Raw genomic sequence first — 19,852 nt, forward strand, 5'->3', positions numbered from 1 at the left:
GAAACGAACGTTTTATGAGGGGGTAGCCGAGTAGCCGGCACAAGGGCAACTCGGCTACCTGCGCTTTTGTTGGTGCGCGACCCCTTGCTACTTGAGGGGGTGCCTATAAAACGTTCATTTCGCGCACTTTGGGTTGGCGGGGTCGCGCGGGAGGTCGAAAACCCGTCCGCGCGCGGCGATGCGCTCGAAATTCGGGGCTCCTGCCCGCCTTGCGCCCCGCCCAGCCGCCTGCCTGGCGCCCCGCTCCCGCCCGCGGCGCCCTCCCGGCTCGTGCGACTTCCGCGAAGCCCGGCATTTTGCCCCGTTGCGTCAAAGAACCACGGCATAATGGCATAAACATGGACGCCGCCGGCACAATCGGGCGGCATCGCGCTCGTCCGCGGCGCCACCGTGCGCGGCGGGCGGAAAGGCTGGGCATCATGACGCTCGACATCAGAACCGACATCCACACGCACACCCTGTTCTCGCGCCACGCATACTCGACCCTCGCGGAAAACGTCGCGGCCGCCCGCGCCGCCGGGCTCGAGCTCCTGGGTTCGTCCGACCACTTCAGCTGCATGCTCTACCCCGAGCAGCACCTGCGCAACTTCCAGTTCTTCACGAACCAGGTCATCTGGCCGCGCACCTGGGACGGCGTCACGCTGCTGCGCGCGGCCGAGGTCGACATCGCCACGCTCGAGGGCGGGTTCTTCGGCCAGGACATCATCTCGACGGACAACATCACGACCGACCGCTGCACGCGTGGCGAGAGCCTCTTCCACCGCGTCACCAAGGGGCTCGATTACCTCATCGCGAGCGTGCACGACCGCAGCTTCGCCCAGAGCGCCTCCATCGCGCAGACGACCGAGATGTACCTGCGCGTGCTCGCCGAGCCGCGCGTGTTCGTGCTCGGCCACACCGGTCGCGCGGGCGTGCCGTTCGACCTGGACGAGGTGCTCACGGCCGCCAAGGAGCGCGGCAAGCTCATCGAGATCAACGAGCACAGCCTCGAGGGCGACCGTACGGGCGGGACGGTGGACACGTGCCGCCGCATCGCGGAGCGCTGCGCCGAGCTGGGCGTGGGCATCTCGGTGTCGAGCGACGCGCACATGGCGTACCAGATCGGCCAGTTCCCCACCACGAAGCGCATGCTCGAGGAGATCCACTTCCCGCAGGAGCTCATCATGAACCGCGACCGCGCCACGATGCTCGGAGCGCTCGCGAACGCCGGCGTCTGCGACCTGCGCCACCTCGTGGACGAGGCGTCCGCGCAGGCGGCGGGTGAAGCAGGCGAGCAGGCCGGGGGCGACCGTGCGTGACGCGCGCGGCATGACCTCGGTGCTGCGCGCGGCGCTCGTCCGCGTGCCGCTCGCGGTGGGCATCGTGCTCGCGACGCTGCTTTTGGTGGCGGCGTTCTCGCTGCTCTATCGCTACGAGCAGGCGCGCCGCGGCCTGGGCGGCGTCGATTCCGGCGCGCGTCCGCAGGCGGCGTACGCCGAGACCGCGGTGGCCGCGGGGCGCTACGAGATCGAGGCGGCGCTCACGTTCTTCGAGACGGGCGCGCGCGAGGCGGTGGCGCCGCTCGTCTGGGACGACGCCTGGGCGGTCGCCGACCCCTACATATATAACCATGAGCTCGCGTGCACGGCTTCCGTGCTCTCGTCGCTCGCGTACGCGGAGTCGGGCCACTACCAGTCGGGTGCGGACGGCCCGGCATATATGGAGGAGGCGCTGCACGGCCTGGGCTTCACCGAGGTCAGCACCGAGTCGTACCGCTACCGCAGCGAGATCGTCGATCAGGTGCTCAACGTGTTCACGAGCGAGGAGGACTCGGTCGCCTATGCCATGGCGCGCAAGCGCGTGGCGGTGGGGGACGAGACCCGGTCGGTGATCGTGGTCGCGGTGCGCGGCAGCTACGGGGCGGAATGGGTGAGCAACCTGTACCTGCACGACGAGCGGTCGGTGGCCGAGGGGCTCGAGGGGTACCACCGCGGCTACTCGGACGCCGCGAATGAGATCTATGCGGCGCTCGAGCCGTGGGTGCGCGAGAGCCATGCGCGCGGCGACGACGTGACGGTCGTGCTCACGGGGCACAGCCGCGGCGGCGCCATCGCGAACATCGTCGCAGCGATGGCAGATGACGAGCTCGCGGGGTGCGGGGTCTCGGGCGAGGACGCGGGCGCGGGCGAAGACGCCGCTCGCGACGCCGCGGACGCGCCCGACGCCCCGATGGGCCTCGCGTCCGGCGACATCGTGTGCGCCTACACCTTCGCCTCGCCCGGCTGCACGACGAGCGCCTCGGCCTCGGACGCGCGCTACAACAACATCTTCAACATCGCGAACCCCGCGGACATGATGACCTACCTGCCGCTTTCCGCTTGGGGCTACGATCGCTACGGCGTGGACATCGAGCTTCCCGGCCTGGACGACGAGGCTTTTGACGAGCACTTCGAGGCCTTTTGCGCCAGCTACGAGCAGCTGGTCGGCGCGGACGCGGCGGGCGAGGGGAGCCCGTACGACCCCGAGAACGAGCGGGCGGTGCGCTCGGTCATCGACGACGTGAGCGCCAAGGTCGCGTCGGTCTCCGAGCTCACGACGCCGGGCGGGGTGGCCTCCGTGGTGCAGGCGCTCGTCGCGCACATCGACCCGTTTCAGATCCTGCACGGCCACTACCAGAGCGTGTACGTAGCCTGGATGCTTGCGATTGACGAGGATGTGCTTGCGTAACGCTACTGCGAGGGGCATGTAAAATTACCCCAGGGGTATTTTTACATCTTTCCCGAGGAGAGCTCCGACACGCGATGTGCTGACGGATGTAAAAATACCCCTGGGGTAAATTTACATTAGGCCTCTCAAACAGATTGGCGCCTCGGTATCGGGCGGTTTTTTCGCGCCGCGGATGGCTCGCAAACCCAGATGGCGCGAAACGAGCGGTTTATCGGCACCCCCTCAAGTAGCAAAGGGCTACGCGCCAATAAAAGCGCAGGTAGCGAGGTCGCCGATTTCCTGGCTACTTGGACACCCCCGTATAAACCGTTCGTTTCGCCCACTTTGGGAATCCGGCGCAAAAATGGGTTGGTTGGAACACGTCCCCAATCAACCCATCAGCGCAAAAATGGGTTGAAAGGAACACGTCCCCAACCAACCCATCACGCGCGGGCGAGGACGGCGACGGTCTCGACGTGCTCCGTGTGCGGGAACATGTCCACGGGCGTGAGGCGCAGCAGGCGGTAGCCGCCCGCTCCGAGCACCTCGAGGTCGCGTGCCTGCGTCACGGGGTTGCAGCTGATGTAGACGATGCGCCGCGGCTCCGTGGCCATCGCAGCTTCGAGGAAGGCGGGCGTGGAGCCGGCGCGCGGCGGGTCGAGCGCCACCACGTCGTAGCGCGCGCCCTCGCCGGCGGCTTTCCGCAGGTAGGCGGTGGCGTCCGCGGCAACGAAGGTCGCCTGCTCCGGCGTGAGGCCGTTGAGGCGCGCATTGAGCCGCGCGTCCGCCACGCCCGATTCGTTCTGCTCGATACCCAGCAGGTGCACCGGCGTGCCACTCTGGGCTGCCGCATGCGCTGCGCACAGGCCGATCGTGCCGCTTCCGCAGTAGGCGTCCACGAGGATGTCGTTCGGCCGGAGCGCCATGCCCTCGATCGCCAGCTGGTAGAGCACCTCGGTCTGCTGCGGGTTTGTCTGGTAGAACGACGTGGGCGAGATGGCGAACGTGCATCCCAGCAGCTCATCGTGCATGCACGGCTCGCCGGCGAGCACGCGCGTCTCCGGCCCCAGGATGGCGTTGCCGGGGCGCGGGTTCACGTTCTGCGCCACGCAGGTGATGCGCGGGCTCAAGGCGAGGAGCTCGCGCGCGAACTCCTGCTTGCGCGGCAGGTCGCGGTTGGCCGTCACCACGGTGAGCATGCTCTCGTCCGTGCGCCAGCCCAGGCGCACCACGGCGTGGCGCAGCAGGCCGCGGTGGGTGTCCTCGTCGTAGGCGCGCATGCCCAGGCCCTCGGCCACGCGCGCGACCTCGTTCAGGATGCGCCGCGCGCCGGGTGCCTCGACGGCGCAATCTGCGGCGGGCACGATCCGGTGCGTCCCTGCGGCGTAGAACCCGCAGGCGATGCGCCCGTCCGGCAGCGGCGCGAAGGGGGTCGCCGCCTTGTAGCGAAACGCGCGCGGCGAGGCGAGCTTCCCCTCGGTCTCGGAGGTGCCGCCCATGTCGCGGATGGGGTCGATCTCAACGTCCCAGCCGAAGCGATCGAGAAGCGGCCGGAACAGCTCCTCCATCGCCGCCTGCTTTCGCCTGAGCTGCTTTCTGTACGGCACGCCCAGCCACGCGCAGCCGCCGCATGCGCGCATGATGGGGCAGGGGCCTGCGTTGTCCTTTTCCGAGCGCGTCCGCTTCGACATGGGCGTTCCTTATCCGCGAGGTGATACGTTAGTGGGGCGATAATTTGGTGTCAGTCACCTTTTTATCAGGCGCGAGCGCCTGATAAAAAGGTGACTGACACCAAATTATCGCCCTGCCATTTTCTCACACAGGCGCGCCGGCCGCACGCACGCGCCCCGCGCACCCCGCGCTCCCGTGCCCGCTCAACCCCCGAAATGGGTACCATAGGGCAAGCAACATCGAAGAAAGGCAGCGCCGTGCTCGAGCTCAAAGGCATCACGAAGGACTACGCGTCGGGCGAGAACGTCGTCCACGCGCTCAAGGGCATCTCCGTCACGTTCCGCGACCGCGAATTCGTGAGCATCCTCGGCCAGTCCGGTTGCGGCAAGACCACGCTGCTCAACATCATCGGCGGCCTGGACCAGTACACCCGCGGCGACCTCGTCATCAACGGGCGCTCCACCAAGAGCTACCGCGACCGCGACTGGGACACGTACCGCAACCACAGCGTGGGCTTCGTCTTCCAGAGCTACAACCTCATCCCGCACCAGACGGTGCTCGCGAACGTCGAGATGGCCCTCCTGCTCTCCGGCACGCCCAAGGCCGAGCGCCGCCGCCGCGCGGAGGAAGCCCTGCGCTGCGTGGGCCTGGGCGACCACCTGAAGAAGCGCCCCAACCAGCTCTCCGGCGGCCAGATGCAGCGCGTGGCCATCGCCCGCGCCATCGTGAACGATCCGGAGATCGTCCTGGCCGACGAGCCCACGGGCGCGCTCGACACCGACACCTCCGTCGAGGTCATGGAGATCCTGAAGGAGCTCAGCCGCGACCGCCTCGTCATCATGGTCACGCACAACCCGCAGCTCGCGGAGGAGTATTCCGACCGCATCGTGCGCATCAAGGACGGCCTCATCACGAGCGACTCCGACCCGGTGGACCCTGCGCGCGAGCGCCTCACCCAGGAGCAGATCCAGGAGCACGCGGTGGCCGACGCGCGCAAGGGCAAGCGCTCCATGAGCTTCCTCTCGGCGCTCAGCCTCTCGTTCAACAACCTCATGACCAAGAAGGGCCGCACGTTCCTCACGGCCTTTGCCGGGTCGATCGGCATCATCGGCATCGCGCTCATCCTGTCGCTCTCGGACGGCACGCAGAACTACATCAAGGACACCGAGGAATCCACGATGGGCAGCTACCCGCTCACCATCAACGCCACGAGCATGGACATGGCGAGCATGATGACCTCGATGATGGGCACGAGCGACGAGCTGAGCTCGGCGAACGAGTCCGGCGCGGTGGAGTCGAAGGATCTCGTGACCGACATGGTGTCCGGCCTGGCGAACGGCGCGACCGAAAACGACATGGAGGCCATCAAGGCCTGGCTCGACACGAACCCCGGCGACATCGACGCACTCACCACCGCCATCGAGTACACCTACGCCACGCCCATCAACGTATATAAATCCGACACGTCCAAGGGCGTGGAGCAGGTGAACCCCGCGACGGTGCTCGAGTCGCTCGGCATCGCGATGGGCGACACCCAGACCGAGATGATGTCGAGCATGTCGGGCGGGAGCGGCACGGCCTACGACGTGTGGACGGAGCTGCTGCCGAACCGCGACACCTGGGAGCGCGACTACGACGTGGTGGCCGGCCGCATGCCAGAGGCGTGGAACGAGGTGGTGATCTACGTCGACAAGAACGACCGCATCTCGGACTACACGCTCTACGCGCTGGGCCTCATGGACCAAAGCGAGCTGCGCGGCATGATGGCCGACGTGATCGCGGGCGAGAAGGTCGAGGCGGCGGACACCACCACCTACACCTACGACGAGCTCATGGACCTCACGTTCAAGCTGCTGCCCGAGAGCGAGAAGTACGCCGAGCAGGCCGACGGCACCTGGGCGGACATGAGCGACGACACGGCGTACATGACCGAGGCCGTAAACGCGGCCGACGAGCTCAAGGTGGTGGGCATCGTGCGGCCGAGCGAGGACAACTCGAGCGGCAGCAACTGGGGCGCGGTGCTCTACACGCCCGAGCTCGTGGAGCACCTCATCGAGGAGGAGGACGCGAGCCCCGCGGTGCAGGCGCAGGAGGCCACGCCCGGCACGGACATCTTCACCGGGCTGCCCTTCGAGGAGAACACGGTGAGCCTCTCCATGGACGCCATCGAGCTCATGATCGGCCAGATGCCGAGCGACCAGGCGGCGCAGCTCACGGAGTACATCGACGGCCTGCGCGCGGACGGCATGAGCGACGATGACATCGCCGCGGCGTTCTCCGAGCAGATGGCCGCGCAGACCGATAACGCCACGTACGAAGGCAACCTCGAGATCTTGGGCAAGGCGAGCCTGGACGACCCGTCGAGCATCAACATCTACCCGGTGGACTTCGAGGCGAAGGAAGAGATCGACCAGCTCATCGACGACTACAACGAGCAGATACGGCAGGACGGCGAGGGCACGGAGATTCAATACACGGACATCGTGGGCATGCTCATGTCGAGCGTGACGACCATCGTGAACGCGCTCACGTACATCCTCATCGCGTTCGTGGCCATCTCGCTCGTGGTGAGCTCCATCATGATCGGCATCATCACCTACATCAGCGTGCTCGAGCGCACGAAGGAGATCGGCATCCTGCGCGCCATCGGTGCGAGCAAGAAGGACGTGAGCCGTATCTTCACGGCCGAGACGTTCATCATCGGGCTCGTGAGCGGCGTGCTGGGCATCGTGGTGACGGTGCTGCTGGACATCCCCGTGAACGCGATCATCTACCAGGTGGCCGGCGTGGAGAACCTCGCGGCGGTGCCCCTGGGCGCGGGCGTGGTGCTCGTGCTCATCTCGGTGGGGCTCTCGTTTTTGGCCGGCCTGGCGCCGAGCCGCATGGCCGCGAAGAAGGATCCCGTCACCGCCTTGCGCACGGAGTAGGGGGGCGCGGGCGCCGGGGAAGGGCGCGCCAGGGGCGCCGGGTGATAAAATGGTGTCAGTCACCTTTTTATCACCCGGCCATCGAGGGCGCTGCCTATCTCCCAGAATATGCAAATCCAGCCAGTAAGGCGGTCGAACGGCCGCCTTATCTTCGAGAATATGCAATTCCAGGAGATAAGGCGATGTGTGCGAAAGGGCACTGTGCGCGATAAGCGCCGCCCGCGTGGCTATCTCTCAATCACTCAAACTCACACTCAGACAACACTCAGAATCTGAGTGATATTCTGAGTGATGTCTGAGTGACGATGATTGATAAAAAAGTGTCAGTCACCTTTTTATCAGTCCGGATAACGATCGACCGCTCGCCCGGGAACGGATGCATCGGGATTGGACTAGAAATACGTTCTTAAGTGCGTTTTAGTCCAATGGGAGGCATGCTGAGGCCGTTGTTTAGTCGAGTTATACGACTAAATCCCTAGCTTGCTCGTTGTTTAGTCGTAATTAGAACTCACACTACGACAGGTAAAGCGAATCGGGTCGGCCTCGTATAAATGCCGAGAGATGCTGATGGTAGGCGCCACCTTCAAATTTATAACCTCACTTTAAGGTTATAAGTGAGGTCAATAAAACCGCAGGTAGAACCGCATTAACCTCACTTCTGGCCTCATTACCTGAAGTTATAAATCAAGAAGTGAGGTCGATGGCCGCGGGTGATAACAAGGTGACTGACACCAATGCATCACTCAGACATCACTCAGATTTCACTCAGAATCTGAGTGTGAATCTGAGTGATGTCTGAGTGACGCTTGAGTGATGGGCGAAATGTTGAGTGACGATGAAAAATAGGTGACTGACACCTTTTTATCGCTCGCACGCAGGGTGTAAAACGCATCGCGGCGAGGGTGCAAAATTGATCGCAAACAGGGTGTAAAATTCATCGCCACCCTGAGCGATGGGCGCGTTAGCAGGCAGTTTGATGCTGAGCGGTGTAAAGGCGTCGGCCGCCATTGAGTAACGATGTCTGGGCGCGTGCCGCGGGTGAGGTGAGTGCCGTCCCTGCCCGCCGCTGGCCGCCGTGCGTGCCTTCGCGTGTAGAGTTGACAACTCTGTGTATGAGGACGTCCGCGAGGGCGGCTTCGTAGTGAAAGTTGACGGATTTGCACGCGAAGGGCGCCGGGTGCGTGTCAGCCGCCGGGCGCATGTCAGCCGCCGGGCGCGCGCCGGCCGAGCGCCGACCGCCCGCACGTCGCGTGTCAGCCGCCCACCACCCACCGCTCGCCGCGGTGCGCGCCGCGTGAGGGCGAAACTCTGCCGCCTACGGATGAAAAAGTTTCAACAAGTATCGAGCGTAAATTTGAAGTCATTTTTTTTTTCCGCGATTTTAAGCCTCTGACGAGCGCAAACAGTAAGGGGGATAAGCATTTTTAGTAGGGGGCACCCCACAAAAATATCTGTAAACTATAGTTTACGCCACCTAGAATGAACCCTGTATACCGCTCGCTCGGGCGGGTACGCGTGCGCAAAAACAGGAGGATCCGCGCGCGGGGGAGTAAGGATAGGTGTTCACATGCCAGGAATGAACTTCAATCGTCGCAAAAGGCCTGCCCATGGCGCGTCGGGGAAGGGGCTGCTCCATAGCCGCCTCGCCCAGCGCGCAATCGCTATCGTCGGCGCGCTCGCGCTCGCGTTCTTCGGACTGACCGCGGCGGTGGTCTATGCCGATGGCGCGGACTTCGGCGACCTCACGTCCGACCCCGTGGGCACCGTTGCCCGCGCATATCAGAACGCGCTCGGTCTGGGGCGCGCTGCGGGCGATGAATCCGCCCCTGTCGCGGACGACATGACGGTCAACAGCTGGAAAGATTACATGAATGCGAGCGTTGCCACGAACGGCACCGCGAACGTCGGCCGCATCTGGACGGACAAGTCCGTCTCGACGGGCGACATCAAGCTCGATCCCAACGGCGGCACCATCACCAAGGCGAAATCCTCCGACTTCCTCGTTGCCCTTTCGGCGCTCTCCTCCACGTCGAACAAGGTGACCTATACCGACAAGCCCCTCGACATCGTGCTCGTGCTGGATCGCTCTGGGTCGATGGAGCAGAATCGCGTTTCTGACACGGCGTATTATCCCGTGAACGATATCGTTGAATCCGACTACAACAAGTTCGCGGGAATACCAACCGGCGGATCCGTTGCCCCGCAGTACTATGCGTTGGTAGACGGCAAATACGTTGAGATCGAAGAGCAGGTCGACGACAACTCGATTCTGGGCACCGGTAGCGTTACCCACGAGGCGTGGCGCCTCAATGGCCAGAATATCGAGCCCATTACCGATCCGAATGATACTGAGGGCAAGATTCAGTTCTATCGCGGGGGCAATCTCCGTATTGATGCCCTCAAGGCGGCAGTTTCTCAGTTCATCGACCAGACTGAGGCGGCCAACGCAAACATAAGCGATGCTAACAGCAGGCATCGCATCTCGATTGTGAGCTACGAAAACAACGCAACGGTCAATGCCCAGCTTACGACGTGCTACGGGGATGGCGCCGATGACCTCAAACGTGCGGTCGAGAACATCGAAGCCGGCGGCGGTACCTCGCCCCAGGACGGCATGAGTGAGGCGCGCGACATACTTAATAACGATGCTCGTTCAAACGCGCAGAAGGTCGTCATCTTCTTTGCGGATGGCGAGGCCGACTCAAATAGTCAGGCGAGCCAGGCGGTAAGCATTGCGCGCGGCCTGAAGACCGCTGAGAATCCTACGATTATCTATTCGGTTGGCATCTTCGAAAATGCCAATCCGGATAATGACCCGGCGGATCAGAACACCCAGTCGAGCGACCGCTTCATGCATGCCATGTCGAGCAACTATCCGAATGCCACGGCAAACGACCGCAATAGCTTGGGACAGCGTGCAGAGAATACGCAAGGCGAGGACAGCTACTACAAAGCGGCTACCGACGCAGAGAGCCTGAGCCAGGTCTTTGAGCAAATCGCCGAGGACATGCAGACCGGTGCTGTCGGCGTGCCGACGGAGGTCGATACCGACCACGGCTTCAACATGTCCAACGATGGCTATATCACCTTCACGGATACGCTCGGCGCGTACATGGAGGTCAATCCGGAGCAGAACTTCACGGTTGTCTATAAGAACACGCCGTACACCGCGCAGTACGATGCCAACGGCGGTGCCTACACCATGCCGGACGTGTCGGTCGAGGGCAACTACACTGACAAGGATGGCGGTAGCCTCAGCAACATCAACCAAATCAAGATTTCGGTTGCGAAATCGACGAATCCTGCGCTTCAGGGCGACACGGTAACGGTTCAGATCCCGGCGTCGCTCATCCCGCTGTTGCATTACAACGTGAAGACCGAGGACGGCGAAACTACCGTTACGAGCGACCCGAACGAGACGTTCCCCATCCGCGCGCTCTATGGCGTGAAGGTCGTTGATAACATCGACGACATCATGATTCAGCAGCTCGGAGACGAGAGCAGTGATCTGAATACGTACCTCAAGGGCGTCGGCAACACGTCCGAGGACGGCACGCAGGTGTACCTCTATTCGAATAACTGGACGCGCCCGACCACGGCCGACGGCACAACCGCGACGGGCAGCACCACGGCGAGCTTCGAGCCGTCCACGAAGAACGCGTTCTACTACTTCCAGGAGGACACGCCGGTCTATACGGACGAGGCGTGCACGCAGCCCGCAACGCAGGACGACCTGGGCGGCAGCGGCAGTCTCTGGTACAAGTTCACCTATGACAAGGCTGGTACCGCAACTGAGAATTGGGAAGCCGTCGAGGTGTCGAAGGCTAACTTCGTGAACCACCCGGATTACTACGGCATCAAGGGCCCTTACGACCAGCTTAACAACGATGAGATTCGGGACGGCCAGGTATACATCAAGACCGGCAAGCCGCGCCTGAGCCGTGCGAGCGATTTCAACACCGCGAAGGCGGACGCCAGCAACAAGACGCATACCGCCACGCAGGCGCTGAGCCCCAGCTGGAATGGCGATGCGATCAACGTCGCGCTCGGTAACAACGGCCGCATCGGGATCGAGATGCCCGGCTCGCTCGCCATCTCCAAGGACGTTGTGACGCCTGCAGGCTTCCCGCAGGAGGATGTCGCCTACCACGAGAGCGTGGACTTCGACTTCAAGATTCATGTGGATGGCGCGTCGGGCAGCTACACCGCTGCGGTCGTCGAGGACGGCCAAACCACCCCGGTCGATGGCGGAATCAAGTTCACTGACGGCGGCGCCACCTATAAGCTCCATGACGGTCAGCAGCTCATCATCTACGGCCTCAACAACGGCGCTCACTACACCGTGACCGAAGATGCCGAGGGTGGCTACGACACCGAGAAGACCGGCGATACCGGTACCATCGCCGCCGCGGAGACCGCGCAGGCCGCGTTCACCAACACCTACAAGGTCACCACGCCCGCGACCGTGAAGGGCTCGACCGACCTCACCGGCACGAAGGCAATCGACGGCCGTGCCTGGGTGGATGACGAGAGCTACACGTTTGTGCTCGCGCAGCTTCAGTCAGGGACAACCGATGACGCCGGCACGGCGGTGGACACCGTGGTTGTGAAGGGCGACCCCAACAAGGGCGAAGACCCCATTAAGTTCAACTTCAAAGACCTGTCGTTCGACACGCCGGGTGTGTATCGCTACACGATTTACGAGAACGATGCTCAGTCTACGATTCCTGCCGGCGTGAGTGCGTCGCGTGCACGCTACCGCGTGACCATTACCGTCACCGATAACCACGATGGCACGCTCAAGGCGGAAACGACCATCCAGCAGACCCGTCGCGATGACGGCACCGCGCTTGACCCGTGGGGCGAGCCTGGTACGGCTAAGTTCGTGAACACGTATCAGGTTGGCGAAACCGAAGCGACGATCCAGGCGAATAAGAAGGCTACCAGTGCGGTCGGCGGAGACTACGGTATCGACAACGATGACTTCCAGTTCGAGCTGAAGCCTGTGGGCGATACCGCCGCGACAGCGCCTATGCCGGACGACGCCGAAGGCGAGGGGGCGGGTCGCGTCGCCAAGATGACGAACACCGGCACCACGGCCCAGTTCGGCATCACGTTCGATAACTATGACTTCCCCGAGGACGAGAACACGGCGGTGTTCTGGTACGAGCTTACTGAGGATGACACCTACAACCCCGTCCCCGGTATGGACTATAGCGAGCAGGTCTATTACGCCAAGGTGACCATTGTGCGCGCCACGGATGAATCCGGCAAGGCTGTCATCAAGACGACCGTCGAGTACTTCACTGACGCCGACGGCACGCAGGCCGCGCCTGACAACCAGGCGCTCTTCACGAACACCTTCGATCCGGATGACGTGACCACCACTGAGGATGGCGATACCTCCATCCATGGCACCAAGACCGTGGACGGCCGCAACTGGAACGGCGACAGCTACACGTTCACCATCGCCGAGGCCGAGGGTTACAGGAAGCAGGACGGCGTGAAGATGCCGGACGATTGCACGGTGACGGTCGCGGACAATGACGACCAGAACCCCAAGGTCAAGGACACGGCATATCCGTTCGCGTTCAACGGCATCACCTTCAGCAAGGTGGGCACCTACCACTTCACCATCACCGAGACGCCCAAGCCCGATGACGCCAAGGGCATGAAGTACGACACGCACGAGACCGACGTGACCGTGACCGTGGGCGTCGATGCCGAAGCGGGCAAGCTCAAGATCGAGAACATCACGTACGACAACAAGGACGTCGTGGCCGCTGACAACAGCCAGGCCGTGTACAAGAACGAGTACAGCGCGTCGACCGACTTCGGCGACGGCGAGACGGGCGGCATCCAGGTCGTGAAGACCTTGGACGGCCGTGCGCTCCGTGCGGGCGAGTTCTCCTTCACGGTGAAGGGCATCGACGGCACGGGCACCACGGCTGAGGAGGCCAACGCGAAGCTCGAGAACGGCGATCGCCTCTTCGGCAACGAGGCCGACGGCACCATGCAAATCTTCATGGGTGACGGCTTCAAGTTCAACCAGGACGACGCTGGCAAGACGTTCAGCTTCGTCGTGGACGAGCTGAGCACGCAGGACGAGATTACGGCTGCGGGTTCCCAGCAGACCATCAAGCCCAACGTGACCTATGACCCGTTGAGCTACCGCGTTGACCTTGCGGTCGTGGACAAGGGCGACGGCACCATGCATGTGGTGACGACCATCACGCCGTGCGATGCTGCGGGCGAGCCGACGGGCGATGATGTGGTCTACACTGGCAACACCGATGATGCTGACTACACCATCCCGACGGTGACGTTCGAGAACAGATACGCGCCGGATGCCGCAACGTATGACACCTCGGCCGCTGGGCTGCTCAACAAGGTCATCACGGGTCGCGATTGGCTCGAGAGCGATTCCTTCGAGTTCACCATCGCGGCGGACGACTCGGTTGAGAGCAACCTTGCCGCCGAGGCCATGCCCGATCCGGCGACGGTGACGGTTTCGAGCGCAGGCGCGAAGAACGGCCAGAACGTGTCGTTCGGCTTCGGGACGCTGACGTTCAACAAGCCTGGCACCTATGTGTACAAGGTGACGGAGGCGAAGGCCGGTACCACCGAGGGCGGTCTGACCTACGCCGACAACGTGGCGACGCTCAAGTTCAAAGTCGAGGACAATCCGAACACGGGCGACCTCGTGGTGACGAATACTAGCAGCATCGTGACGGACGGCACGTTCACCAATACGTACGAGGCCAGCGTGGATTATGACGCGGTCGGCGGCCTGAACATCCAGAAGACGCTCGAGAACCATGCGCTCACCGAGGGGCAGTTCACGTTCGAGGCGCAGGTGCTCAACCAGGACGGCGACCCCGTGGGTGATCCGGTTGAGTGGAAGAACCCCGCTCCCGAAAAGGCGAGCGCGAACACGGTGACGTGGAGCCCGTTCGACCAGCCCTTGACGTTCGACCAGGATGACGCTGGCCAGACCATCCGCTTCACGGTGACAGAGAAGAACGGCGGTGCCGAGGGCTACACCTACGATGGCGCGAAGTACACCGTCGAGATCACGCCCATCGACAACCACGACGGCACCATGAGCGTCCACACCAAGGTGACGAAGGATGGCGTTGAGAAGCCGGTCTTCGACCAGACGACTTCGGCGGACGCTCACCAGACCGCAGTGCCCGACTTCACGAACACCTACGGCACGGACGCGACGACGGGTGACGTGGCGGCGGATGTTAAGGCCACCAAGACGCTCACCGGGCGCAATATGAAGGCCGATGAGTTCAACTTCGAGATCGTGACGCGCGACGCGGATCCGGATGACGGCGCTGCGTTCACCTCCACGAAGGTGGCAACCGGCACGAACGCCGCCGCGAAGGACGGCGAGGCGGGCAAGGTGACCTTCACCGGCACGAACGAGGCCATGACCTACACGATCGACAAGCTCGACCAGGCAGTGGCCGACGGATACGCCACGAAGGAGCTGGATGACAAGGGCAACGCCACTTGGACGCTCTATTACAGCGCTCAGGAGAAGACGGATAAGCTGCCCGCAAAGGTGACGGCTGAAAACCCGACGAGCTTCGACTTCACCGTGACGATCGTCGATAACGGCGACGGCACGCTCGAGGCGACGGTCAACGCGCCCGAGAACGGCATCGCGTTCCAGAACACCTACACGCCGGATGACGTGACGGTGGGCAAGGACGGCGACGCGCAGATCACCGTCCATAAGACCTTCACCGGTCGCCCGGACAACGAGTGGCGCGACACCGATAGCTTCGAGTTCACCATCGCGGCCGACGAATCGACGCCCGATGCGCCGCTGCCCGGAACCAAGACGGTTGAGCTCTCCTCCGACGACGAGCCCGAGAACGGCGTCGCGACCGACATCTTCGGCGACATCACCTACACGAAGGCCGACCTCGGCGGTGCCATGACGAAGAACTTCGTCTACACCATCACCGAGACAAGCCCGGCCGAGAACGGCAGCGGCATCACCAAGGACACCCATACCGCTAAGGTGACCGTGACGGTGACCGACGACGGCACTGGCCAGCTCGCGGCCAAGGTCACGTACGACAACAACGAGGCGGCGAACGAAGCCGACAAGGCCGTGACGAACGCTGCCGCGTTCACGAACACCTACAAGGCCAGCGAGGGCGGCAAGCTCGACGGCGCGACCTACCTCAAGGCGAGCAAGACGCTCACCGGCCGCGCCTGGCAGAACGGCGAGCAGGTCGACATCGTGCTCCGCGGCGACAAGGGCACCCCGGCTCCCACCGGCACCCCCGAGACGGATGCTGACCGCTGGACGTACGCCATGCACGTGTCCGAGGACGGATCGTTCAACTTCCCGGATATCGAGTACGCTGCTGATGACCTTGGTGGCAAGGAATCCGCTCAATTCACTTATGTGATTCGCGAGCTCTCCGACACGCACACCGTCGTTGACGGCAGCGATGCGGAGAAGGCGCAGATCAAGCAGGGCATGGACTACGCGCTCGACACGTATCACGTGGTCGTCACCGTGCGCGACGCGCATGATGGCACGCTCGACGTGAGCGCCCAGATGTTCCACGTGCGCAACCACGATGGAGACTACGTAACGGGTGATGCGACCGGCGAGCTCGTGGCAGACAACACCGCCGCGTTCGAGAACCAGTTCGACGCCGATGCGGAAACGCTCGAGCTCACGGCCAGCAAGGTCTATGCTGATCCCAATAACGGCAAACCCATGACGGACGGCATGTTCTCGTTCCGCGTGACCGCCGTGGGTGATGAGGCGGCGACGGCGCCCATGGGTGACCGCGTGCAGACCGACGACCAGGGCAACCGCTACATCGATGCAAACGTTGATATCCAGACCAAGGACGCGAGCTTCGGCACGGCTAAGTTCCAGTTCGACGGCCATAACCACACCTTCTACTATGAGGTGACGGAGAACATGCCCGCCGGTGCCAACGAGGGCAATGGCTACAAGGTCGATGGCGTGACGTACGACCCGACCACCTTTACCGTGAAGGTCGAGGTCACCTATGATGACCAGACTCTTGACTCCAAGGCCGTGATGAGCATCTACAAGGGCACCTATGAGGAGGTCTCGAAGGCCGACGCGGACGCGCTTGCCCCGATGAAGGTCGACGGCATCACGTTCAACAACAGCTACGGCACGGGCGGCACGACGGTCGACACCGGCGACGCCCAGACCACGGCGACCTTCTACAAGGTCATCGACGGGCGCCGCTGGCTCGACAGCGACAGCTTCCAGTTCACCATCACGCCGAACGACGGTGCCCCGGCGTTCGAAGGCGCGAGCGGCAACGGTGCCTCGACGGTTACGGTGACGAAGGACAACCCCGAGGCTACGCTCGCCGACCCCGACCGCACGGCGCGCTCCTTCAACTTCGGCACCGTGACGTTCACGGACAAGGATATGACGGGCGCGCAGATGGTGGATGGCAAGCCCACCAAGACCTTCACCTACACGGTGAAGGAGACGGCTGGCGACATTGCCGGCATGACCTACGACAGCGACCGCGAGGCGACGCTCACCATCATCGTGGTCGATAACGGCAACGGCACCATGACGGCGACGCCGCAGGTGCAGAATGGCGTGTTCACCAACACGTACAGCACGAGCGTGGATTACGCCGCGGCCGGTGGTTTCCAGATCACCAAGACTCTCACCGGGCGCGACATGACGGCCGGCCAGTTCGAGTTCACGGTGAAGCCGGTTGACGGCACCAGCACTTCGGCTAACGATGCGGCCGCGAAGCTCGGTATCGATGCGGGCGGCAGCGTGCAGCCCTCGCCGGAGGCCGATGACGGCACGAAGGCATCCGTGGCGACCTTCCCGCTCGCGGGCAAGGATATGACGTTCACGCAGGACGACGCGGGCAAGACGTTCGCCTACGAGGTCTCCGAGACCAAGAAGGGCGGCGAGGGCTACACGAACGACGATGCGACCTATCGCGTCGAGATTTCCGTGGCGCATGAGCCCTCGACCGCGACCCTTACCGTGACGACGACAGTGAAGGATGCGAACGGCGCCGTGGTGGGCGAGCCCGTTGTGGTGACGAACGCCACCGCTCCTGCCGACCGTGCGGTCGCGAGTGTGGACTTCAAGAACAGCTACGCGGCCAGCACCGACCCCGGCGTTGGCGGCACCCCTGCGACGGTGAGCACCACCAAGACCCTCGTGAATCGTCCGCTCGAGGCCGGCGAGTTCACCTTCCAGGTGGCGTACGCCGGCGGTGACCAGGCCGTGGTGAAGAGCGACGTGACCAACGCCGCCGACGGCACGGTGGACTTCGGCTCGTTCGAGTACGACACCGCGTCGCTGGCCGAGATGGTTAAGGCACGTTACACCGAGAAGGTTACGAACGAGGACGGTCTGCCTTCGTGGACCATCCAGTACACCGCCTCCGAGGTCACCGATGGCCTGCCCGCCGAGGGCGTGAGTGCCTCTAAGCCTTCCTTCGACTTCACCATCACGGTGGTCGATAAGGGCGACGGCACCCTGATCGCGAAGGCAGATCTGCCCGAGGGTCATGGTTTCGAGAACACCTATTCCACGAACGACGGCGAGCCCGTTTCCGTGACGCCCACGGGCAACAAGGTGTTCGACCACGCCGAGGGTCTTGAGCCCAACATCGCCGCGCTCGCTGGCGAATACACCTTCACGCTCGAGCCGGTGACCGAGGGCGCGCCCATGCCCGAGGGTAACGGCAATGTGACCACGAACGACGAGTACGGCAACGTGACCTTCGGCGCCATCGAGTTCACGCTCGACGACCTCAACAACGCGCTTGCCGCGCAGGAGGGCGCGAATGCCGAAGAGGGCATCGACACTCAGGAGCTGGACGGCCAGCCGCGTAAGTTCACGTTCGAGTATCAGGTGACCGAGGCCGAGACCAACCCCGGCACCATCGATTACGTCACCGTGGACACGGAGCCCAAGACCATCAAGTACACGGTGCATGACGACGGTCATGGCGTGCTCACCGTGACGAGCGATCCCGCGAACGCGCCGCTCTTCACCTTCACCAACACCTACTCGGTGGAGCCCGTGGAGTCGAGCCCGACGGGTGATGGCCAGCTGACCATCACCAAGACGCTTGCCGGCCGCGACATGCATGAAGGCGAGTTCACCTTCGTGCTTACGGCGCCCGACGGCACGCAGTACACGGCCACCAACGCGGCCGCAGCTGACGGCGAGACCGGAGCGGTGACGTTCGACCCCATCACCTTCGACAAGCCGGGCATCTACCAGTACACGCTGGCGGAGAAGCCGGGCGAGGATAACGTGGGTCTCAAGTACGACCCCCATACCTATACCGTCACGGCGGACGTTGAGGATAACCACGTCGGCGGGCTTGACGTGACGTGGAGCATCAACGGCACCGAGGACAAGACGATCGCATTCGAGAACACCTACGAGGCAGCGCCCGCGAGCATGGGCTTCGGCGCCACTAAGGTGCTCACCGGCCGCGACCTCGAGGAGGGCGAGTTCACCTTCCAGATAACGAACGAGGCGGGCGACGCGCTCTACGCCGAGGCGACGAACGACGCGACGGGCACGGTCAACTTCGACCCGATGGCGTTCAAGCAGGCGGGCGAGTACCACCTGTGGATCTCGGAGGTGCTGCCGGAGGACGATGACGCCGCGACCGACGGCATCCAGAGCGAGAACGTCACCTACGACGAGTCGCGCTACGAGCTCGTGGTGACGGTCAAGGACGACGGCAAGGGCCAGCTCCAGGTGACGAACGTCGCCATGGCCGATGGCAGCGAACCGGCGCCGGTGTTCCAGAACACCTACACCAAGCCGGAGGAGCCGGCGAAGCCGGTGCTGCCCGGCGGCGACACGCTCGAGCAGACGGGCGACACCATGCCGCTGCTCCTCGGCGTGGCGACGGTGGCCGGTGTGGCGCTCGTGGCCGGTGGCCTTGCGGTACGCAGGAAGCGTGGCGAGTAGGATGGCTGCGACGGGCTCCTCGCTGACGGGCGTGGCGACGCGCATCAACGGTCGGCATGCCTTCGTGCACGAGCGGATCCTGCTGCTCGTGGTGCGCGAGACCGAGCTTCGCGATTCGGTCACGTTCGCCAAGCAGGACCTGGCGACGCGCATGGGCGTGTGCGTGCGGTCGGTTGACCGTGCGGTGACGCGTCTGCGACGCGAGGGGCTCATCACCACGGAGGCCATCTTCGGGCCGACCGGGGCGCAGCTGGGCAACGCGTACCGCGCGACGCCCGAGGGGATCGAGCTCGCGCGGACGTACCGGCGCGAGAAGCCGCGGCCGAAGAAGTAGCCGCGGGGCGCGGGGCGTGAGGCACGCGCTGCGAGGCGTGGCGCGCGCCGCGATAGAGCCACCGACGGGGCGATGTGGGGAGACCTGCATCGCCCCGTTTTTCGTTGCGGATGATAAAAAGCAGACAGGCTGGTTTTTATCATTTCGCGCCCGGCGCCCGCGCCCGCCGCCTGCCGCGCCCGATTCGTTCGCGTGCAAACTTGTCAACTTTCAACGCGAACGAGCTCTCGCAAGCGGCTT

General features: G+C 63.6%; 6 protein-coding genes. 5 read left to right on the forward strand and 1 reads right to left on the reverse strand.

What is annotated here, in order from left to right:
- The first annotated feature begins 419 nt into the window (after nucleotides 1–419).
- Both BN423_RS10365 and BN423_RS10370 read left to right on the forward strand, forming a co-directional pair.
- Nucleotides 420–1,298, forward strand: a complete 879-nt coding sequence (locus tag BN423_RS10365; protein WP_019240179.1) for a PHP domain-containing protein — start codon at nucleotides 420–422, stop codon at nucleotides 1,296–1,298.
- The gene (locus BN423_RS10370; protein ID WP_232385578.1) at nucleotides 1,291–2,706 is read left to right on the forward strand and encodes a lipase family protein; all 1,416 of its coding nucleotides are present in this window, start codon (nucleotides 1,291–1,293) and stop codon (nucleotides 2,704–2,706) included. The genes BN423_RS10365 and BN423_RS10370 overlap by 8 nt, the downstream gene beginning before the upstream one ends.
- Nucleotides 2,707–3,128: 422 nt before the next feature.
- On the opposite strand, the gene rlmD is transcribed toward BN423_RS10370, so the two are convergent.
- Nucleotides 3,129–4,376 carry a 23S rRNA (uracil(1939)-C(5))-methyltransferase RlmD gene (gene rlmD, locus BN423_RS10375; protein WP_019240181.1) on the reverse strand — a complete coding sequence of 416 codons (1,248 nt, stop codon included), beginning with the start codon at nucleotides 4,374–4,376 and terminating at the stop codon, nucleotides 3,129–3,131.
- 237 nt (nucleotides 4,377–4,613) lie between these two features.
- Here rlmD and BN423_RS10380 point away from each other — a divergent pair, with 237 nt between their 5' ends.
- The 3 genes from BN423_RS10380 (at nucleotide 4,614) to BN423_RS10390 (ending at nucleotide 19,612) form a co-directional block, all read left to right on the forward strand.
- The gene (locus BN423_RS10380; protein ID WP_019240182.1) at nucleotides 4,614–7,283 is read left to right on the forward strand and encodes an ABC transporter ATP-binding protein/permease; all 2,670 of its coding nucleotides are present in this window, start codon (nucleotides 4,614–4,616) and stop codon (nucleotides 7,281–7,283) included.
- A gap of 1,567 nt (nucleotides 7,284–8,850) precedes the next feature.
- A complete protein-coding gene (locus BN423_RS10385; protein WP_232385579.1) occupies nucleotides 8,851–19,278 on the forward strand; it encodes a Spy0128 family protein in 10,428 nt (3,475 codons plus the stop codon).
- Nucleotides 19,268–19,612: a helix-turn-helix domain-containing protein gene (locus BN423_RS10390; RefSeq protein WP_232385580.1), complete on the forward strand. Its 345-nt coding sequence runs from the start codon at nucleotides 19,268–19,270 to the stop codon at nucleotides 19,610–19,612. The genes BN423_RS10385 and BN423_RS10390 overlap by 11 nt, the downstream gene beginning before the upstream one ends.
- Nucleotides 19,613–19,852: the final 240 nt, after the last annotated feature.

This window comes from Enorma timonensis, assembly GCF_000321165.1.
GTDB lineage: Bacteria > Actinomycetota > Coriobacteriia > Coriobacteriales > Coriobacteriaceae > Enorma.

What these genes read in the sequence shown, in the direction of transcription:
- rlmD (WP_019240181.1), bottom strand. Translation starts at nt 4,376, where the DNA reads ATGTCGAAGCGGACGCGCTCGGAAAAGGACAACGCAGGCCCCTGCCCC.
- BN423_RS10365 (WP_019240179.1), top strand. Translation starts at nt 420, where the DNA reads ATGACGCTCGACATCAGAACCGACATCCACACGCACACCCTGTTCTCG.
- BN423_RS10385 (WP_232385579.1), top strand. Translation starts at nt 8,851, where the DNA reads ATGCCAGGAATGAACTTCAATCGTCGCAAAAGGCCTGCCCATGGCGCG.